The organism is Elusimicrobiota bacterium, assembly GCA_016706425.1.
Classification (GTDB): Bacteria; Elusimicrobiota; Elusimicrobia; order FEN-1173; family FEN-1173; genus JADJJR01.
The window spans coordinates 412937-432976 of the sequence record JADJJR010000001.1; the positions used below are offsets into that span (position 1 = coordinate 412937).

8 protein-coding genes are annotated in these 20040 nt (G+C 67.0%); 1 reads left to right on the forward strand and 7 read right to left on the reverse strand.

From position 1 onward, the window contains the following. Genes IPI56_01800 through IPI56_01830 form a run of 7 tightly spaced genes read right to left on the reverse strand, consistent with a single transcriptional unit; the run spans window position 1 to window position 6106 of the window. Window positions 1-909 carry a DUF4340 domain-containing protein gene (locus tag IPI56_01800; GenBank protein ID MBK7544476.1) on the reverse strand — a complete coding sequence of 303 codons (909 nt, stop codon included), beginning with the start codon at window positions 907-909 and terminating at the stop codon, window positions 1-3. Then, window positions 902-2482 carry a GldG family protein gene (locus IPI56_01805; GenBank protein ID MBK7544477.1) on the reverse strand — a complete coding sequence of 527 codons (1581 nt, stop codon included), beginning with the start codon at window positions 2480-2482 and terminating at the stop codon, window positions 902-904. The genes IPI56_01800 and IPI56_01805 overlap by 8 nt, the downstream gene beginning before the upstream one ends. Beyond that, window positions 2473-3189, reverse strand: coding sequence for an ABC transporter permease subunit (locus IPI56_01810; GenBank protein MBK7544478.1), 717 nt, complete (start codon window positions 3187-3189; stop codon window positions 2473-2475). Before IPI56_01810 ends, IPI56_01805 begins: the two co-directional genes overlap by 10 nt. After that, a complete protein-coding gene (locus IPI56_01815; protein ID MBK7544479.1) occupies window positions 3186-4112 on the reverse strand; it encodes an ABC transporter ATP-binding protein in 927 nt (308 codons plus the stop codon). The genes IPI56_01810 and IPI56_01815 overlap by 4 nt, the downstream gene beginning before the upstream one ends. 23 nt (window positions 4113-4135) lie before the next feature. Next, complete coding sequence (locus tag IPI56_01820) at window positions 4136-5053, reverse strand: hypothetical protein (GenBank protein MBK7544480.1); 918 nt, start codon at window positions 5051-5053, stop codon at window positions 4136-4138. Next, a complete protein-coding gene (locus IPI56_01825) occupies window positions 5031-5498 on the reverse strand; it encodes a zf-HC2 domain-containing protein (GenBank protein ID MBK7544481.1) in 468 nt (155 codons plus the stop codon). Before IPI56_01825 ends, IPI56_01820 begins: the two co-directional genes overlap by 23 nt. Beyond that, window positions 5498-6106: a sigma-70 family RNA polymerase sigma factor gene (locus IPI56_01830; GenBank protein MBK7544482.1), complete on the reverse strand. Its 609-nt coding sequence runs from the start codon at window positions 6104-6106 to the stop codon at window positions 5498-5500. The genes IPI56_01825 and IPI56_01830 overlap by 1 nt, the downstream gene beginning before the upstream one ends. Before the next feature lie 140 nt (window positions 6107-6246). Between IPI56_01830 and IPI56_01835 the strand changes: the two genes are divergently transcribed. Further along, a complete protein-coding gene (locus tag IPI56_01835; GenBank protein ID MBK7544483.1) occupies window positions 6247-19965 on the forward strand; it encodes a 4-alpha-glucanotransferase in 13719 nt (4572 codons plus the stop codon). The last annotated feature ends 75 nt before the right edge of the window (window positions 19966-20040 follow it).

Sequence of the window (20040 nt, forward strand, 5' to 3'; positions counted from 1 at the left end):
TTAAGGCCGGAAAAGTTCCGTGGTGGCCGACAGGGCTTCCGGGGTGCCGGAAACCCAATACAACGTGGGGTCCCCGTCCCGCCGGGCGATGGTCCGGGCGATGGGGTCTTTTTCGGTTCGGCCGAAACGGATCGCGTGGGTGGATCCGTCCTCCAGAGTGACGGTCAGAACCGCCGAAGGTCGATCCAATCCCAACCGGCGCGCGACGGACGCGTCCGCATCGTCGATGAAATCCTCGGCGGTGAGATAACGAAGCCGGTTCTCGAACCCTTCCGCTTTGAGGGGGTGCGCGGGTTTCCCGTTCACGGTCCACCCCGTTGACGACCGCTCCAGGGCAAACCGCGTCGCCCCCCGCTCCAACCGGATCGCCCGCGCGCGTGTTTGAGCCGGCAGGGGGAGCAGTCGCCCTTCCCGCCAACGGTTGGCTTCCCCGTAGAGAAAATCCCGCCGCAAGCCGCGCGCCAGATAGACCCGTTTGTCCCCGGGTTTTCGAAGATAGGCGCGGGTCGTGTCCGGGGCGGTCCGCCCCACCCACCATTCGGTCGGGGCGTCGGTCCCGGCGCCCCAGACCCGCAACAGGGTTCCGCTGGCCTCGTCCACCTCGAAAAGGGAGTGGCTTTCGGCCCGGTCGCTCAGGACGGCTTCGAGCGTAAGTTCGTTGAGGGCGTTGGCGACGCCCATCACCAGGCCCTCCCCCGCCGGGGCCCGCACCGGGGCGGCCACCCGCCAGTCGTCCCCGGTTTTCTCCAGCACCACCGCGCCTTCGGGTCGACGGATTTCGACGCGGTTGAGATCGCGGGGGGGGGGTGGGGTGTTGGGCCGCTCGTTCGACCGCGGCCAAAGGCTCAAGCCGACCACAAAGGCCACGGCCACCGCGGCCGCCGCCAAGGAACGAATCCATTTAGGCACGGCCGGTCCCCTCCTCCATCCAACGTCGAACCTCCGCGCGGACCGTTCGCCGGTGGCGCCAATGGAGCAGGCCGGCGAGCACGATCAGAACGGGGACCAAAAAATAACCGACGGCCTTCGTCAGCCCTTTGAGCACGGGGGCCAGCATCTTCAGCGGACGGTAGGGCGAACTTTTGGGCGGCATGGCGAGGTATTGCCCGTCCTGGGTCAGCCATTGGGCCAAGGCCAAGATGAACAGCGGGTTTCCGTCGGGATGGGGAAATTGGGGGTTGGCGAAGTACGAGGTCCCCAACACCACCAGCCGGAGGTTCGGCACCGAACGTTGGGGCGCGCGAAAGGTCACCGTGCTTCCTTCCACCACGGCGGCCAGGGTGAAGGGCCCGCGACGGGAGGGGGACTGGGATTGGCGTTGCGCCAAAAGGCTCGGCGGGTCGACGTTGTAGGCCCCCTCCCAGACCCAACTTTTTTCGGAGGAACGGGCGAGCGGGGTGAAGGCGAGGGGCGCGCCGTCGCCGAACGAAGGGGACACCGCGTTCGCGTAGGGGAAGGCCAAAACGTCCAGGTTCCGAACGGCGACGTGGTCCTTGTTGAGGTTGTTCGCCATCACAAACGGCCAATAACTGACGTAGTAGGCGTTTTCCCGGCTTTGCATGACGATGTTTTGGCAGCGCTCGTCCAAAATGAATTCACGGTCGACATTCACGCCGTAGTGGGCCAGATAGGATTCCAGCCCCGTTTCCTGGGCGATGCTTCGAAAGCTGTTGGGCATCACCACGCGGCGGTTGAGCGCCACCACCACCGGCACCCCGGAAGAGATGTAGCGGTCCAGCGCGTCCAGCTCGTCGTCGTTCAGTTTGTTTTGGGGGCCCAACAGGAAGATGGCGTCGGGCCAGATTCCGGGATCGTCCTTGAGCGAAAGGCGCGTCGGTTCCACGTGGAATTCTTCGAAAAGGCGGGCCGCCGGACCCTGCTTCATATGCTGGGGCGACACCTCGTTGTGGTTGGAAACGAAGAAAAGGGTTTTTTTCTTTTTCTGGCTCATCACCCGCAGGCGGCTGGCGATTTCGTACTCCAAATTGTTGGCGTTTTTGACAAAGGGGATGACGTCCTGTTGATCCTGGTAAAAGAGGACCAACCCCAGGAATCCTTCGCGCACCTGAAACTGATCGGAGGCCATTTGGGTGAAGCGCGCGGATTCGAGACCCAAGCGGGCGAGATCGGACACGGAGGCGTCGGAATTGTCCGGGGTGACGGTTTCCACCGTCCATCGTCCCCGCGAAGCCGCCCGGAATTCGCTCAAGAGGTCGCGGATGTATCGGCCCTGGGTCTCGTAGGGTTCCGGAAGGGCCGGTGTGCGGACGTATTTGACCACCACCGGGTCGGGCAGGGACCGGACGAGCTCCCGGGAGGCCCGCGAGAGGGAGTAGCGGTTGTCGGCGGTCCAGTCGAAGCGGGCGAAAACGCGGTCGGCCGCGATGTTGACGCCGGCCAGGATCCCCCCCAGCAAAAGGAGGCCCGAGCCCGACACCAGGCTCAGCCGTCTTTTCCGTTCGCGGAGGGGGTCTAGCGCCATCGTCGGCTGTTGAAACTGGCCAGGGTGCCCGCGAGCGCCAACACGGTGCCCGAGAGGAAGTAGAGGACGTCGCGGGTGTCCACGATCCCCTTGAGAAAGGGTTGGTAATGGCGGTCCACCCCGAAGTAAGACAGGAGTCGACCGGTCAGTCCGGGCAGGTACTCCGCGGATTGCCCCACCAGGAAAAAGACGAAGCAAAGAAGAAAACCCAACAGGAACCCCACAACCTGGCTGCGGGAAAGGGACGAGGCGAAAAGCCCCAGCGCGCTGTAAAAGATCCCCAGGAGGAGCGCCCCCAGGAAACCGCCGGCCGCTTGCCCCAGGTCCGGCGGACCCAGGACGATCAGCAGAGCGAGGTACACCAAAGACAACCCCAACAACACCCCCCAAATCGCGAGGGCGGCGCCGAACTTGCCCAGCACGATTTCGGCGTCCTCGAGCGGCAGGGTGACGAGCGTTTCCACGGTCCCGGTTTTGTATTCCTCGGCGAACAGGCGCATGGTGAAAGCGGGCAGGAAGACGGCCAACAAAAGGGGCAGGGGCGTGAGGAATTCATCGAGGGACGCCTGCCCGACAAGGAACAGGGACGCCGTGAAAAGCCAACCCATGATGACGAAGAAAAGCACCAGCGCGATGTACGGGGTGGGGGAATTGAAAGACTCTTTCCACTCCTTGCGGGTCAAGAGAAGGGCGCGGGAGATTCTCACGGCGTCACCGTCAGTTGGCGGAAAATGTCGTCCAGGGTCGCGGTTTGCCGCCGCAGCTCCATCAAAGGCCACCGCCGGTCGGCGCAGAGGCGGGCCAAATCTTCCCGCGGGTCGCGGGTCCCCGTCAAAAGGAAACCCGGGCAGCCGACTTCCGCCTCGTCCCGTTTCTCGACGGCGGTCACGCCCGCCAGACCGGCCAGCGCTTCCGCGGCGGCGGCGGGGGCCTTGAGGCGGACGTAAAAACTTTGCGCCCCGGCGAGACGGTCCTGCAATTCGGCCACGGTGCCCTGGGCGACGATTTGGCCCTTGTGGATGATCAGCAGGCGGTCGCACATCCGCTGGGCTTCGGGCAGGATGTGGGTGGACAACAGGACCGTCTTCTTTTCCTTCAGACGCAAGATGAGGTCCCGAACGTCCTTTTGCTGGTTGGGGTCGAGGGCCGAGGTCGGTTCGTCCAGGATCAAAATCGGCGGGTCGGCCAGTATGGCCAGGGCCAATCCCAGCCGCTGGCGGTACCCCTTGGACAGTTCACCGATGTCCTTGGACACGACGTCCCGCAGGGCGCATTGGTCGATAACTTCCCTCAGGCGGGCGTCGATGCGCCCGGGGGGAATCTCCCGCAGGTGGGCGAAGAGTTCCAGAGCCTCCCACACCCCGAGGGATTCGTAGAGGGGGTTGGTCTCCGACAGATAGCCCACGCGGCGGCGCGTTTCGAGGGCGTCGGCCAGGACGTTCACGCCGTCGAGGGTGACCGTCCCGGCGGTGGGGGGCAGGTAGCCCGTGAGCACGCGCAGGGTCGTGCTTTTGCCCGCGCCGTTGGGGCCGAGCAGGCCGACCACCTCGCCGGGGTTGACCGTGAAGGACACCCCCGCCACGGCGCGGGTGGGACCGTAATCTTTAATGAGTCCTTGGACGTTGATCATGAAAAAACGATTCTAGAACACGCTCAAGGGGCTCGCAAGTCGTCGGGCCATTCGGCGCACAGCCGACGCAAAAGGGCTTCGGAGCCGTCGCTGATGACGGTGAAATAAGCGGGGCCGCGGTGTTCCTGGACCACCGCCATCCGTCCCCGGGGGACGGCGAGACGCACGGGTTTCTCCGTACGGAAAAAAGACACCACCGTTAGCCCGTCGGTGTAGGTCCATTGCGTCACCGTCACGCCCTGGGTTTGGAAGCGCCGGTCCCTTTTCAAGACGAACCCGCAGGGCAGGGCGCGCGGGGCGTCGACCCCGGCCGGCGCGTCGGCGGCGGGGGTTTCGGATTCGGCGGCCACCTCGAACAGGCGCGGGTTTAGCCCGGGGGCGGCCTCGAACCGAACGAAGCGGACCATCGACGCGTCCCCGGGATCGGGGCCGTACCGGCGCAACGCCAGGACGACGCCGGCGTCGTCGTCCACCCACCAACGCTCCCGGGGTTTTCCTTCCGTCAGGGGGGTCAACTCCACGCTCCAAACGGCCCGATCGGCCACGCGGTCCCGCGTCGGCGCCGAGACGCGGTAGTTGCTTTGAAACAGGGTCCATTCTTTGTCGGGGGACAGGGCGGGCTGGATCGGTTTGGAGCGGGCCCGACGGCCCTCGGGCTTCAGCAGGTGCTCCACGCCCTTCGCCCCCACCACCACGCGTCCCACCCGTCCCGCCGGGGTGAGGTATTCGTAGCGATAGGTGCCGCGGTCTTGGACGTAGACGCGGGCTTCTTCGGCGCGGGCGCCGGCGGCGGACCAATGGGTGATGGTGATCTCGCCTTGGTAAGGCGCGCGCGGTCCCTCGAAGGCCCGGCGGACGAGGGCGCCCCCGTCGGGTTCGGCGGCCCGGAGGCCCACGGCGGCCAGCAACAGCAGGCCGCTAACGCGAGTCAGCGTCGTCATTGTAAGAGGCCCAGCGCACGGCGTCGTCCTCGTAAAAGCCGCTCACGGGCATCGGCCGTTCGGCGGCCGAGGCCGCGTGGGCGGCCATCAAGGGTTCGAGGTCGATCGCCGCCGGCACCGCGACGTCCCGTTGCAACACCCAGGCGGTCGCGACGGCCAACGCGGCCGTCGCCAACCCCGCCGCGAACCACCGGGGGCTTCGCGCCGGGGGGATCCATCGCCGCCACAGGGGCGGTCGGCTCCGCCGCGCCCAGGAGGCGCGCAAGGCGGCCGGCAGGGGCCGTCGCGGGGCCTCCGCCAGTCGGGCCTTGAGGGACCGCAACGCCGCCACTTCGTTTCGGCACTCGGCGCACCCGGCCAGGTGTTCCTCAAAAAGAACGCGTTCATCGTCCGCGAGGGCGCCGTCGACAAAGGCCGAGGGAAAGGACCAGTCCGGCGGGTGGATCACCGGGCGGCCTCGGCGCGGTACCGGTCGAAATAGGCCCGCAGCAAACGGCGGCCCTGGTGCAAACGCGAACGCACGGTGCCCAGGGGGCAGTCCAGGATCTCCGCCAGGGTCTCGTAGGAATGGCCCTCGATGTCGCAGAGGGTCACCGCGGCCCGGTACACGGGGGGCAGTTGCCGCAAAGCGCGGCGCACCCAGCTGTCGCGTTCCCGGTCGAGCAGGGCGTCGACGGGGTTGGGGTCGTTCCCCCGGAACTTTTCGACCAGGGGGGTCTCGCCGTCGGGGAGCGGGGCGTCGAAGGAGACCGCGTTCCGCCGTTCGTAACGGCGCATGTTGTCCATAAAGACGTTGTGCAGAATGCGTCCGGCCCAGGCGTCAAAGGGGCGGCCGGGGTCGTAGCGGTCCCGGGCGGCGAAGGCGCGGGCGAGCGCCTCTTGAACCAAATCGGAGGCGTCGGCCTCGTTGCCGGCGAGGCGCCAGGCGAAATTGTAGAGCTTGTCGCCGTGGCGCTCCGCGAGGGCCCAAAAATCTTCGGGGGTCAAGGGGCGGGGTGTGTCGGTTGAAAACGATGGGTCGAGGGCGATGTTGAGCGCTCCGGTGTTTGTCATGGGGCCGTCCTTTTCCGTCGATCGCGATGGTGTGGCCGTTCGTTATTTCCTACGGGCGGGCCCCTGTTTGGTTCGAGAATTTACAATATTGTTACATTATTTTAAGGGAATGATCGGCGTTTCAGGCATAGGATTACGGCGTGTTCTCCCCTATAGTTTATAGGAAGACGACCGCCTTTTGTCTATCGGTGGCCTATGCGTTGTCGAACGTGGTTTTCGTCCACAGTGCCGAGTCCCGGTTTTGGGCGGACCGCCAACGCGCGCGGCGTTCCGATCAATCGGACCCCCGGGGTTGGCTGGCCCAGGCCGGGCCCGCCGCCTTGCCCAACGCCGCCTTGCCCCGCGTCGCCGCGGTGGAACCGGGCGCCGCGGCGCGGTCGGCGCGGGAGGAGCGCCTTCCGGAACGTTTGTCGCCGGACCACCGCCGCTGGTTGGCGGCCGTTCCCGCTGCCCGGGCGTCGTTGAGGCGGGTGACCTTGCCGCCCCAGGCCCCGCGCGGCCTGGTGATCCATCTCCAGGATGTGCACCACCACGTGGAAGCCCAAAAAAATCTGGGCGGGACCGTCGACGCCCTCCTCGCCGCCGGGGGGCGGCGTTCGCCCTGGGTGGCGTTGGAGGGGGCGTTTGGTCCCGTGGACCTCTCCGTGCCGAGGGCGTTCCCGGACCCCGCGGCCCTGGCCGCCGCCGCGGAGGAAATGCTCCTGCAAAACGAAATTTCCGGTCCGATCCAGGCCCTTTTAACGCGGGCGGGGCCCGCGCCTTTGGTGCTGGGAATCGACGACCCTGCCCATTACGCGGCCAACGTCGAGGCCTACCGTCGCGCCCACCCCCGATTGGCCGCCGAAAAAGAGCGGCTGAGCCGGGCCCGCGCCGCGCTCGAGGATGAAAAAGCCAAAACGGGGAACACGGCTCTCCTGGATTTCGACCGCCGGGCCCGCGCCTATCATGGGGGCGCGACGCGCTTGGGGGCCTTCGCCCGCTCCCTGGCGCCTCTGCCCAAGGGCCGTCACCCCGCCCTAGCGCACTTCCTGGACACTCTGGCGATGGAGGACGCCATCGATTTCGCCCGCGTGGAGGCCGAGCGCGGCCGGGTGTTGGAACGGCTCGCGCGGTCGCTCTCGCCCGAGGACACGGCGCGGTTGGTGGCCCAGGGGGTGGCCTATCGGTCGGGCGAGTTGAGCGCCGCGGATTTCTATCTTTCACTGGATGAACTGTGCCAAAAGGCCGGGGTGGCTCTGTCGGGCACCCCGGCCTTCGCCGATTACCTGCGCTACGTGTTGCACGCCCACCGGATCGACGCCGAGGCGTTGTTCGAGGATTTACGGGTGCGGGAAGAGGCGGTCGTCGAGGGGCTCTTGTCCACGCCCGTCGAACGCCGGCTTTGGGAGGAATCCGGACGCCTGGCCCTGGAGGAAAAACTCGCCGACTTCTCTTTGACGCCGGAGGAATGGGCCGGGCTGGCGGCGAAGGGGCCGGCGCGATCGGCCGTTTTGGCGTACGCCGAACGTTTTTACGTCGAAGCTCAATCCCGGGACGAGGCCATGGCCGCCGGGATGTTGAAAAAATTGGCCGATGCCCCCGAGGCCCTTTTGGTCACCGGGGGCTACCACGCCCGGGGATTGACCGAACGCCTGACGCGGGCGGGGTACGCCGTCGCCTCGGTCGTTCCCAAACTCACCAACATCGAAGGGCCCCAGGGCGCGGCCTATTTGGCGGTCTTCGCCGAGGAAAAGACCCCCCTGGACCGCTTGTTCGAAGGACCGAAACTTTTCCTCGCCGCGCCGCCGGCTTCGGACGAGAGTCTGGCGCGCACGGAATTGACCGCGGGCGCCGTCGCCGTCGGCGGCGAGCCGGACGGCGCGCTGCCCGGTCCGGTGCGCGACCACTTGAAGCGGACGTTCACGGTCATTGACGGCGGACGGAAGGGGGGGGTGTCTTCCGTCCGCGTCCGTCATCGGGGACGGACGATCGTCGCCTCCTTCGACCCCACGAAACCCGGGGGGCGCAAGGCCCGTTGGGGGCTTGTCGGGCGGGCGCGTCCCACCCGCGAAGATTTTCGCCGCTGGACCGGGCGGATCGGTTCCCGCGCGCGGAATCTCCTCCGGGGGGCGTGGGGGGCACCGCCGTCCGTGGCGGTCGTTTCCCCCGCCGCGGTGCGCCGTTTGGACCCCCGCGCGGTGTTCATTGATTTTGATTTGACCCTTTGGGCGGGTTACCCCTTCGACCCCCAGGCGAATTTGTTCGTGGACCGGTTGTTCAACGGCGACCCGGCGAAACGCGCGCCGATGGCGCGTTTCCTGAAACGGATCTCGGGTTTGGGCGAAGCGGATAAATTGGCCGCGCTTCGCAACGATCGCGCGCTCGGTTTCCCCCCGATGGACGCCGCGGCCTGGACGGCGGTTTATCGGGAGGTCCGGGCGCTGATCAAGGCCCGTATTGAATCCAATTTCGATCCCCGTTTGGTGCCCGGCGCGATGGAATTGCTCCAGGCGGTGAAAGCGTCGGGGCGGCCGGTGTTCGTCCTCACGGGCGGCAACGCCGCGGAATGCCGCGCCCGGGCGGAACGGCTGGGGCTGGCGCCGTTCCTGGACGGGTATTTCGGGGACGGGGACAAAGCCGCCCGTTTGGCCGAGGCCCTGAAGAAAGAAAATTTGGCGCCGCACCAGGCGCTGATGATCGGCGACGCCCCCTCGGACATGGAGGCCGCGCGGTCCCAGGGCGTTCTCGGGGTGGGGTTGGCCCTGGAGCCGGCCGATGACGTTCTATTGAAAGAGGCCGGCGCCGGGGTGCTGGTGCGCCGCGCGTTCAACGATCCGGGCGCCTTGCTCGGCGTTCTCAAACTCGAAACCCCGCCGACGGTCTTTCCCGCCCGCGCGGGGATGCGGACCGCCGTGGGCACCTACGCGCCGCTGTTCCAAATCCGGTCGGACCGGGATTGGGGCATCGGCGATTTCGGGACCGCCGCGCGGACGGCGGAACTGCACCGGGCCCTGGGTCTCACGCTTCTTCAAATCGAACCCTTGAACATGTCCTCCGCCGGAAACTCCCCCTATTCCGTGGCCAGCTCCCGGGCCATCGAGCCGAACCGGATTGACGTGGAGGCCGCCGTCGCGCGTTTCGCCCCCCAGGGCGAAACGGCCGCCTGGGTCGCCGCCGCGGAGATCCAGCGACGGATCGCGGCTCTCCGCGCTTCCCCGCGGGTGCGCTACGCGGAGGTGGACGCCCTTAAGCGCGAGGCCCTCTCCCGGCTTTGGGCGGAGGTGAAAGACACCCCCGCCGTGCGCGCCGCGCTGGCCGAATTTCGGGGCGCCAACGAAGCGTGGCTGACGGACCACTTGCTTTACGTGGTATTGAAAAGGCGCTTCCTGGCCGAACCCCCGGGCGCGGCGGCGGGCCCGATGTGGGACTGGCGCAACTGGCCGGCGGGCCTGCGGGACCGGGACCGCGGCGCCCTCCGCCGCGCCCGCATCGATAACCGCGAGGCGCTCGCTTTCGAAACGTTTCTCCAGTTCCTGGCCGCGGATCAACGCCGACGGTTCGTGGACCAGTCCCGCCGCCTGGGGGTCGAGGTGATGTTGGACATTCCCTTCGCGCTGGACGGGGCCGACCTGTGGATCCACCCGGAAGTTTTTGGGTTAAAAAAAAGCGACGGGTACCGGCGATCGGTCACCCAGGGGGTGCCGCCCGAGTCGGCCTACCCCGCGGGCCAATACTGGCAATTTTATCCCTTCGACTGGTCGAACCCCGCGAGCGCCGATTTTATAGACGAATTGCTGCGGTTCAACCAGCGGTGGGCCTCCTGCGTGCGCCTCGACCACGTGTTGGGCTACTATCGCTCGTACTTGTTCAGCGAAGACGCCCGGGGGCGATTGACGTTGGAGAGCCTTGGCCTTTACCGCGCCCTGCGGGAATTGCAGGAACGCGGCCGCGCGGCGGGGGACGACGTCAAGCGCGCCGCGGTGGACGAAGCGCGCCGGCTCCTGCTGGAAAAATTCCAAAGGTTGGACCGGGGGACGCCGGTCGAAGACAATTCCCTGCCGGCGGTGCTGCGGGGCCGGCTGTTCGGCGCGGACGGCGCGTTGACGCCGGACGCGGCCTTGATCGTGGCGCGGTCGGCGGACGGGACGCCCCCCGGCGGTTCCTGGAACCGACAATACGTCGTTGAAAAAGCCGTTTTTGAAGACCGGCCCTGGTGGGATTTCCTGCGGCTCACGCCCCGGTCCGACGGCGGGGACGGGGGATTCCTCTGGGAATACCTTTTCGGGTCCGGCGGCGACGTGCGCCCCACGGACAGCCTGCGCCCGGCCGCCTTCGTCCGCGCCCCCGGGGAAGAAATTCTTTCGCGCCTTCTGGCCACGGCCCAGGCGAACGGAACCCAGCTCGTTTGGGAGACCCTCGGCACCGTCCCGCCCGGCGTGCCCGAGTCCGTGCGGCGTTTGGGCGGCACCGACTATCTGCCGGTCATTTACGGCGAAAACCCCGGCAGCCTTTACCACCCCACCCGTCACACGGCCAACGCCTACGTGACGATGGGTCTGCACGATTCCACCACGCTCCGGCACCGCTGGGAAAACGAATGGTCCGAAGCCGACCGGCGCCATCTCTGGGGACTGATGCGACCGGACCGCGCGCCGCCGGAGGATTTGCGATCTTTCACCCCCGACGTCCGCGACGGGTTGATCGCCCTGGTGATGAAATCCCCGGCCCGCATCGCGGCGCTGACGTGGACGGATCTTTTGGGGCTGGGCGAAGAGCACCGCATCAACGCCCCGGGGGTTCAGGACGGCCAATGGACGGGCCGCTGGCCCTTCACCGTCGAGGAAATGGGCCGGGTCCTCGCGACGAACGACGCCGACCACCCCGCCCACGGCGCCCTCACGGCCCTGCCGCGTCTCGTCGCCGAAGGGGGGCGGCACCGCGGCGCGGCGCCGCCGACCGGGCTGCTGCGGACCGACCCGGAGACCGATGGGGTTATGGTTCAAATTCGGCCGTTCGGCCAACCCTTCGTGATCGACGCCTACGTGAACCGCCCGGGCGGGGTCCCCCGCTGGCGGGTTCAAGACCCGGAGGGCCGAACCCTGGCCGACCTCCCCCTGAAGGGGGGGGATTCTGTCGGGTCCCTTGTCGGGGGCACGCCGCCCGGTGTGACCCGGTGGCGAACCGAATGGCGGGCGCCCCGCCCCGGCGATTACACCTTCACCGTTGAAATCGACGGCGCGACGTCGGCGCCGGGGCGCCTGCGCGCGGTCCCCGTGGGCACCGATTTGAATCCGCTCTCCCCCGGCTACGGGCAACACAAACCCTCCCTATTGGCCCGATTGGGGCGGGGCGTGGTTTCGTTGTTGGTGGTTTTGTCCCTCGGGGTCGGGTCTTCGTTTCCCGTCGACGCCCGGGAGGAACGAATTTTCGCCGAACAGGGTTGGACGGTGTTGGGGGCTGAAGATTCGGGTCCCGGCGCGCGGGCCATTCGGACCCCGGCGGGGGCGTTCACCGAGCTTAAGATCCTGAAGGGGAAGGTGCAGGTGGGGTCTATCAAGGGGAATGGGTATTTTCGCTTGACCCCGCCCGACACCGTTTGGGGAACCAGTTTCGTGACCCCCGGTTATTGGGCCGACGGACGCCAGCACATCACCCTCATCACGGACGCGACCTATTCGACCGACGAAGAGGGCCGCCTGACGGTGAAGGGGCGGCTGGATTCCCCCCACGTGAGCGCCAACGATTGGACATGGACGTTTCGCCCATCGGACCCTTCGGGAGGGGTGGAGACCGGACTCGCCTTTACGTTGAAGGCGAACCGGGAATTCGCTCTGGACCCGGATCGCGCGGATTCGGGCGAGGCGATGAAAATCGCCCAATTCAGCTCCATGAACATCGGCAGCGACTGGGACGCCGACGGCGTGACCGCCGGCGACCGGTCCGGTTCGCTGGCCCGCGCCGACGCGCGGGTGTTCGATTGGCCCGTCCCGTTGGGGCGGGGCCAGGAGGTGGTGTTGGCCAACGACGGCCTCTCCCGTCCGCGCCAAACGCCCACCACTTTTTTCCGGGTTGATAAATCGCCCGGCCCCCTTCTGGTTCAAGGGTGGGTGACCCGTTCGAACGACCCCAACGATGACAACGTGGGCGTTTGGCTCGCCTGGGACGGACGGGGCCAAACCCGGTTCCGCCCGGGGGACGTCATTGGGGGTCCCGTTGAATTGATCGCGGGCGCCCGCCCGCCGGGGGACCCCCCAACCCTCCCGCCGGCCTCGGGTTTTTCATCCATCGACGAGGCGTCTTTCCGGCGCGCCCAAAAAAGCGTCGAAAGCATGGGGGAATTTCTGCGGGATTATTTCGCCGCCCGCGGTTTCGCGCCGCGCGCGGAACATGTCCTCCGGGGGATCGCCGAGCATTACACCGCTCCACGCGCCCCCCACCGTCCCTACGCCGACCTCGCCGCCGAATTTACGCCGGGCCGGCTGGATTCCATGGTCAAAGCGGGGGAACTCCGACGGCTTCCGCCGGGTGGGAGTTGGATTCCCCCGGACTGGGAATGGAAAGGTCGGCCGATCGGGCGGTGGTACGCCGTGTACGTCGCCGGGGCCTTGGAAGGCGCGGGGGTGTTGGCCCTGGCCGCAAAAGGATTCCCCCTTTTGTTGGCGGCCTTGGCCCCCGGCCTGGGCGATTCCCTGGTGTTTGATGTTTTGAGGACGGTGACCGCGGGGGGAGGGGCGTGGGCGCTTTTTCGTTATTTGCATTGGCCTCTCAATCGGGACGCCTTGTCGAACGCTTCCGTCGTAAAACTGGGGGCCGCGATGTTTCTCGCGGGCGTTTTGGCGGGGTTCCCGTGGTGGGAGCCATTGGCCGGGAACATCTTATTCGGCGCGTTGCTGGCCTTTGTTTCCATCGAGCATTACCGGGAAAATTTCAAGATCTTTTCGGAAGTGAAACCGGCAACCGGAGGCGCGGAGGAGTCCCCGGTCCCGCGGGTTCGGCCACGCGACCCCATGGAAGTCTTGCGGGGCCTGACCGAAACGGCCCCCCCCGGTTGGGGGTCCTGGCAGATCCTTCGGGGAAAGGATTCCGTGGTCTTGCACGCCTACGTCGAAGCCTTCGGGCGTGAGCCGGTCAATCAATTTGAAATGAAAGTCCGACTGGGCGCCGTGGACGATTGGGGCGGGACGTGGAACCGCGTCCAGGAATTTTCCATGACCGACCCCTTGAAGGGGGCCTATTGGCGGAACGGGGAGGCGTTTTTCTCGACCCGCCTCCAGGTCCCGCCCGGGAAATACGAATACGAATTCCTCCTTCGGAAATATCCGACGGGTCCCTGGATCAAGGAAAAAGGGAAAACGCGCGTCCACCGTCTGCTCGCCGACCCGGGCGGCGCCCGCTTCGCCCTGCGCCAAAAATTCGTGCCCATCCGCCAAGGCCAGGGCACGACCTGGCAGGCGCGGCGGTTGAGCGACCGCTTGGGCGCCGGTTTTGTCAACGCGGAACCGGAGCGGGGCGCGAAAATCATTCTCCACGCCTTAAAGGACATCGTGTATTACGCCGTGGAAAACACCCAACAGCACGGCCGGCCCGGGGCGGAGGCCTTCGTCGACGCCTGGGTGGAGGGGGACGCCCTATTCGTCGAGGTGGTCAACCCGAGCGATTTGCCGCTGCCCGCCGAGTTGGACGGGGAGTATTCGGTGACGTCCCCCAATCCCCCCGTCCCCAAGGAAAAACGCGGCCCGGGCTCCCGCCGCGGAGAGGCGGTGGCGCGGGTCCGATCCCTGGTTAATAAAGTTTATTCCGACGCGGCGGTCGCGTCGGTTCTCGCCCCCCGGGCCCGCTGGTCCTGGCGACGCGAACCCGCAACGGGGGCGGTCGTGTTTCGCCTGTCGATTCCATTGCCCGAAGTCGGGAAAGCGGCACTCGCCCCGTCCGCGCCCTTCGGGGCCGAGGAGGTGGAGATCGCGCCCTTGACGCCGGAGAGCGCGCGGCGGTTCGAGGCCGATTTGTTGGCCATGGAGCGAGGCCGCCCGGGCGGGTGGCGCACGCTTTCGCGCTTTTTGGAGGAAAAGCGCGCCGCCACCGGCACGCCGCTCGAGGGGAAATGGGAATTCAGTTTTCTCGCGGTCGTGAAGGGCCGCGCGGTGGGTTACCTGATCGGCGTTCGACCCAACGCCGACAAGCCCTACGCGCGCGAGGATTTGGCCCTGCGGGGCCTGCCCGTGTCCAAGGGCCTTGTGGTCTTCCGGGCCGGGGTTTTGGACTCCGCCCGCGGACAGGGGGTCGGGCGGCGCCTGTGGCGCGCGGCGGCGGAGGCGGCCGAAGCCGCCGGCATCGACTACATTTATCAGGACGCCCGCGTGGACAACACGCGCGCCCGGGATTTGTACCGGCGCTTGGGCTTCGTCGACATCGCCGGGTTCAACGATTCCTCCAAAGACATCGATTACATGGCCATGGTGGCGCGCACTCGCGATCTTCGATCGTCCACCGGCGGTCGCGCGCCGGGGATCGCCTCCCAAGTCCTGGGGTTATCGGGCCTCGTTTTCATGGCGGAAGCGCTGGAGCGGTATCTGTCCTGGATGGGCGGACTTCTGTGGATGGCCCCGCCCGGGGCCACGGGCCCTCCCGCGGCTTTGATCGCGCGGGCCGTGGAATCGGCGCGGTCGGTGGATCGGGCCATGAGCACCGGCGGTTACGACCGCTTGACGGGTCTCGCCGGGGATTTGAAAGCGGCTCTCCTCAATTTGGGAAAAGGCCCCGCCGGTCTTCGGTCCCTATTGGAAAACACTTTGGAAACCGCCGAATTGGCCGTTGCGCAACTGGGCCCTGAAGTGGCCCGCCGCAGCCTCGACGCCCCAAGGGTGTCGTTCCTCTTCGTCGCGGCGGAAACCGCCCTCTTGGCCAACGACGCCCCCGCCGCCGCGAAGGCCCTCGACGCCTTGGAATCCATCCGGCCCGGTCTGCTATTTAAGGAAGCCCAATACCACGGGACGCTCCGGTGGGCCCTGGCGGTGGTTCGGAACGAGCCGGACGCGGCGGCGCGTTTCCAATCCGCCGTCGCCCACCGTTTTGTGGACGGCCTCCTGGGCTGGACCGAAGAATCTTTCCACGCCCGGTTCCTCGGTCGGGACGGCGGGACCGCCGGGGGGGACGCCGCGCCGATGTCGCTGACGCTGGCGGCCGCCGCGCCCCGCGTCGCGCCGACGGATCTGCGCGCGTTGATTAAAGAAGCGGTCGGCGCCCCGGCGTCCGTTTCGACGGCGCGGGCGCGCCGGCTCGGGGTTCCCGCGGACGAATGGTCGCGATGGCTCGATCAATTGAAATCCCGGGGCTTGCTCACGGGCGACGGCGCGGGACCGTCCACGGCCCGGCCGCGGGGCGGAGCGGGGCGGCTGACCCTGTGGGTGTTGGCGGCGGGGTTGGGTCTGCTTTGGATGGCCTTCGGCCCCTTCCCCATCGGGGCTGCGGAATGGCACCAAACCGTTTTTTCGGCGGCCGGCGTCCTCCCGTGGTTGGCGCTCGGCACGAACCGCCCGGTTCCCCCGGACCGCCGCCGACCGGTCGAACAGGCCCCCCTCGGTCGCGTCGCCGCCGTCAACCTGATGGACGCGGGCAGCCGCATCGAAGGCGACGGCTTCACGACCGCGCGCGGGTTGGCCAAGGTCGCGCGGTTGTTCCCCACCCTGGCCCGCCGGGGGTTCACGCAGGTTTACCTTTACAACGGCCTCTACGCGATGAGCGCGTTGGGGGACATGATCCACCGCGACGGCGGCGCGTCGCCGCGGTTGGTGAAATCCGGGCCCGCCCAGGTTCGGGTCGAAGGTTACACTCCCAAGCGGATGGAACGCGACGGTCTCGTCTACCGGGACCACGGCAACAATTTCTCCATCGCCAGCATGGACCGTCTGAACCCCGCGGTCGTGGACGGGGTCACCAACGAAGAACGCTGGGCGCGGTTCGCCGAGGCGGTGGCGGCGGCGCGGCGCGCCGGGTTGGGCGTGGTGGTCGACTTCAACCCGTGGATCTCCCCCGACGCGTTGACGCCGGAGACCGCGCGCTGGGCCGAGGAGGTCCGGCCGGTTGTTGGCGCGGACCGCGACCGGTCGGACGAAGAATTGCTGGCACAACCCGACAACGCGGAATTTGCCCTGCTCACCTTCGGCGCCGAACGGCTTTTGGTGAAAAATTGTTTCCCCGGCAAAGACCAAATGAAACCGAACCCCCGCCACCCCGACTACGCCGCCTACCTGGACCGGAGCCTGCGGCGGTTGATCGACGCCGGGGTGACGGGCGTCCGCGTCGATATGGCGGGGGACTTGACGGTGTCCCAGGTCGGCGTGGATTGGGAGTTTTGGGGCCGTTTGATCGAGGACGCCCGTCGTTACGCCGAATCGAAAGGGCAAAAAATCCACTTCATCATGGAGGCGTTCAAAGACAATTGGCCCGAACGGTTCCTGGACCGCTACCCGGACAATTACGTCTACCACGCCGCGCCTTTTCACATTTTCCGCGCGCTCGCGAAGGGGGACCGGGCCGCCCTTCCCGAATTGCGCCGCGACTTGGACGACATCTTGAGCCGCCGCCGGGGGCAATACGTCGTTTACCCGACCAATTTCGACGAGCCGTCTCTCCGGGCCATGGGGGGGCCGACCGCGGCTTTCGTGGCGATGTTGCTGACTTACGAGCGGCTTGGCCTGCCTCTGTTGCTGGATCTGCGGGAATTGATGGGAGAGGAAGGGCAGAATATCCCCCAGGCCGGCGGCGAAACGCGAGACGAAGCGGGCCGGTTTCAGCACCCCTTTTCCAACCCGGCCCGTCGCGATTGGCGGGAATTCCGCCGGCGGTTGGAACGGGAAGATCCCCTGGGCGTCGGGCCCTGGGTCGCCGAGCTCGCCGCCGCCGACCGGGTGGAGGTGTTGGACACCTCCGACCCGACGCGTTATTTCGCCGTTCGACTGACGTGGGAGAACGGCGAAGAAGTCGTTCGGGTGTTCGATTTTTTCCCCGAGGACCCGACCGAGGAAAAAGACGTTCCGCTCCCCGCAAACCCGCCGAATATTCCTTCATTCCGCACCGCCATGGTCAACCTCATGGACGTGGGCAGCCATTTGCGCGCCGCCAAAATGGCCACGGACCGGGGGCTGGCCAAGGCCACCCGCCTTTTGCCCTTCCTCGCCGAGATCGGCATGAACGACATTTACATCCACAACGGGCTCTATGAACCCAGCGCCGCGGGCGTCGTGGTCCACACCGAAAGCACCGCGGCCCCGAACCTGCTCCGGTTCGGCCCCGCGACCGTTTTCGTCCAGGACTACACCCCCAAGCGCATGACCGTCACGGTCGATGGCCGGTCCATCGAATTGGGCGATGATTTCGGGAACAACTACGCCGTGGACGACATGAACCGTTTGAACCCCGCGGTCGTGGACGGCGACACCAACGAAGACCGTTGGTCGTCCCTGGCTTCCTTCACGGCGGCCGCCCGTCAAAAGGGCCTGACCGTGACCGTCGACCTCGTCCCCTGGTTGACGCCCCTCAACGTGACCTTCGACCGCCTTGGGTGGGCGAAGGAGGTCGTCAAGGTGGAGGGCGAACGGGCGGCGCTCTCGGACCGGGCCCTCCTTGAGGCGAACCGGGACCACGTTTTGTTGACGTTTCCCGAAGGCCGGTTTTTGGTTCGGCGGTACATGGGGGTGGACCAGATCGCTCCCGATTTCACCCACCCGCAATATTTCTCCTATTTGGAATCGCATCTCCGTCGGTTGATCGACGCCGGGGTGTCCCGGGTCCGGGTGGACATGGCCCACGACCTCATCGATCCCGCCCGGGATCCGCAATGGGACCTTTGGACCAAGTTGATCAACGGGGCCAAGGCCCACGCCGCGCGGCGGGGGCTATCGTTCCATTTCCTGATGGAAGCCTACGGCCCCTGGGCCGTAGAATTCCTGCGGCGCTTTCCGGAGGAACAGGTTTACCATGTCGATCCCCACCACAATTACCGCCGGGTGGCGGCGGGCAACGACCCCCGCGCCTTGCCGGACCTGTTGGCCGCCTTGAATTACGCCCGGGACGTCCAAAAAGGGCGGTTCGTCGCGTTCCCGACGAACTTTGACATGCCGTCCCTGGCGAACATCGGCGGCCCCACGGAGACGTTCCTCAAGTTGCTCCTCGTCTATGAACGCTTGGGCGTGCCTCTGATGGTGGACCTGCGGGAATTGTTGGGCGAAGAGGGGCAGAACATTCCCCAGGCGGGAGGCCAGGAGATCGTCAACGGAAATTTTGGCCATCCGTTCTTGCGGACACCGCGCCGGGGGTACCGGGGTCTCCTGCGGCTGATCGGCGCGCGTCCGTCCCCGGCGGCGGTCATTCGGGATTGGCGCGAAACCCTGCGCAACGCCGCCTCGGTCGAAATCTTGGAGTCCAACGACCCCGCGCGGTTCGTCACGGTGCGGATCACCAACCAAGAGGGGTGGCAGCGCATCGAGGATTTGGATTTCAACCCCCAGGCCGGGCCGCCCGTGAACGACCGTTGGGTCCGTTGGAGCGCCGGCACGGCCCGGGCCGCCGCTCTCCTGGCCCCCGCCGTGGGCGTTCTGTTGATCGGCGCGTTGACCCCCGGCGCCGCCTGGGCCGTCGACGCCGCCTCCGGAGCGACGGGAGTCCTCGAGATCGTCGGTTGGACCGCTTTGGCCTGGGTCGCTTTGTCGGTGGTGGTCGTGTCGCTCGTGGCCCGCGCGGTGGGTCGCGGCAAGCGGGGGGAATGGGTCGAGTCGGTCCAGGTGAGCCCGTTGCCCTGGGGGAAAATCGTTCGGACGCTTCTGCGGGGCGCGGCCTGGGTTCATGACGAGCGGTCGTCGCTTCGCTTTCTCGGCCGGGCCGCCGAGGTGATCCGAACGGTGGGGCCGGAGGGCCTCAGCGCGGCCGAGCGGCGCGAGGTCCATTTCGCGGTTCAGGATTTGCGGGACCTTTTTTCTGGGAAAATGGTGCGCGGGAAGGCCCTGGAGGAGTTCCACAAAACCTTCGTTCGCCCGGGCGCCCCCGCGACGCCGGCTTGGTTGGAACCCGCCGCCGGCCGGGACGGCGCCATTTTGTCCGCCGCGGTGTGGGGCTCGCCCATCAATTTTGAAACGGCGTTCCGGCTGGAGGAGCGGAATTTGGCCTTCAAGCTCAACGAATTCCTTCCCTTTGAGGGCCCGTTGGACGTCCAAAGCGTTGACGGGCGTTCGCGCGGTCACGAATTCCTCACACGGCTGGCCCCGGCCCTGGCTCGAAGCGATTACCGTCGGCCCTTTGAAGCCGCGCTTCGAAAGACGCCGCCCTTCGAGCGGGGCCCGCTTCCCCCCTGGGAGGTGGTGTTGCACCGCCTCCGCCAAATGGCCCTCGGTGAATCGACTTTGAGCGCGCTCCCCCCGGGCGCCCCGGCCCAATTGGAGATTTGCAACTGGAACGACCGGGAAACCGTCCGCGACACCGTGGAACGGGTGCGGGCTATTAACCGCGGGGCCGACACCCCGGTGCGGCTCATCCTGGCGGGGTCCGACGAATCCACCCGGGAGCGGTTGAACCGGTGGGCCGGGACGGATCCGTGGATCGCCGTGCTCGATCGGCCGGTGGCGCCCGCGGGGTCCTTGGACCTGAACGCCTTGGGCGAGAGCTACGCGCGCCTGATCGCCCGGCCGGACTGGGACAGGCCGTTGTCCCTGGCGGTCAGCGCCTCGGAGGGTTTGATCCAAAATGTGGGCACGGCCGCCGCGGCCGTCGCGGCTCTGCCCGCCGCCCTTGGGGAAGCCCTGCGTCGGTTCATGGAGGCCATGCCGCTCCGCCCCGTGGATTTTAACAGCCAAATCCAAGTTCTCCAAATTCTCGCCCAAAACGCTTAACCCGAAATCACCGTCGGCGTTGTGGGGTTCAGCGGAATCCCCCCCGGCGCCGTCGAAATCGATGGAACTGGTAAA

Excerpts from the sequence above, each read along its gene's own strand:
- IPI56_01805 (MBK7544477.1), bottom strand. The coding sequence starts at position 2,482 with ATGGCGCTAGACCCCCTCCGCGAACGGAAAAGACGGCTGAGCCTGGTG.
- IPI56_01815 (MBK7544479.1), bottom strand. The coding sequence starts at position 4,112 with ATGATCAACGTCCAAGGACTCATTAAAGATTACGGTCCCACCCGCGCC.
- IPI56_01820 (MBK7544480.1), bottom strand. The coding sequence starts at position 5,053 with ATGACGACGCTGACTCGCGTTAGCGGCCTGCTGTTGCTGGCCGCCGTG.
- IPI56_01830 (MBK7544482.1), bottom strand. The coding sequence starts at position 6,106 with ATGACAAACACCGGAGCGCTCAACATCGCCCTCGACCCATCGTTTTCA.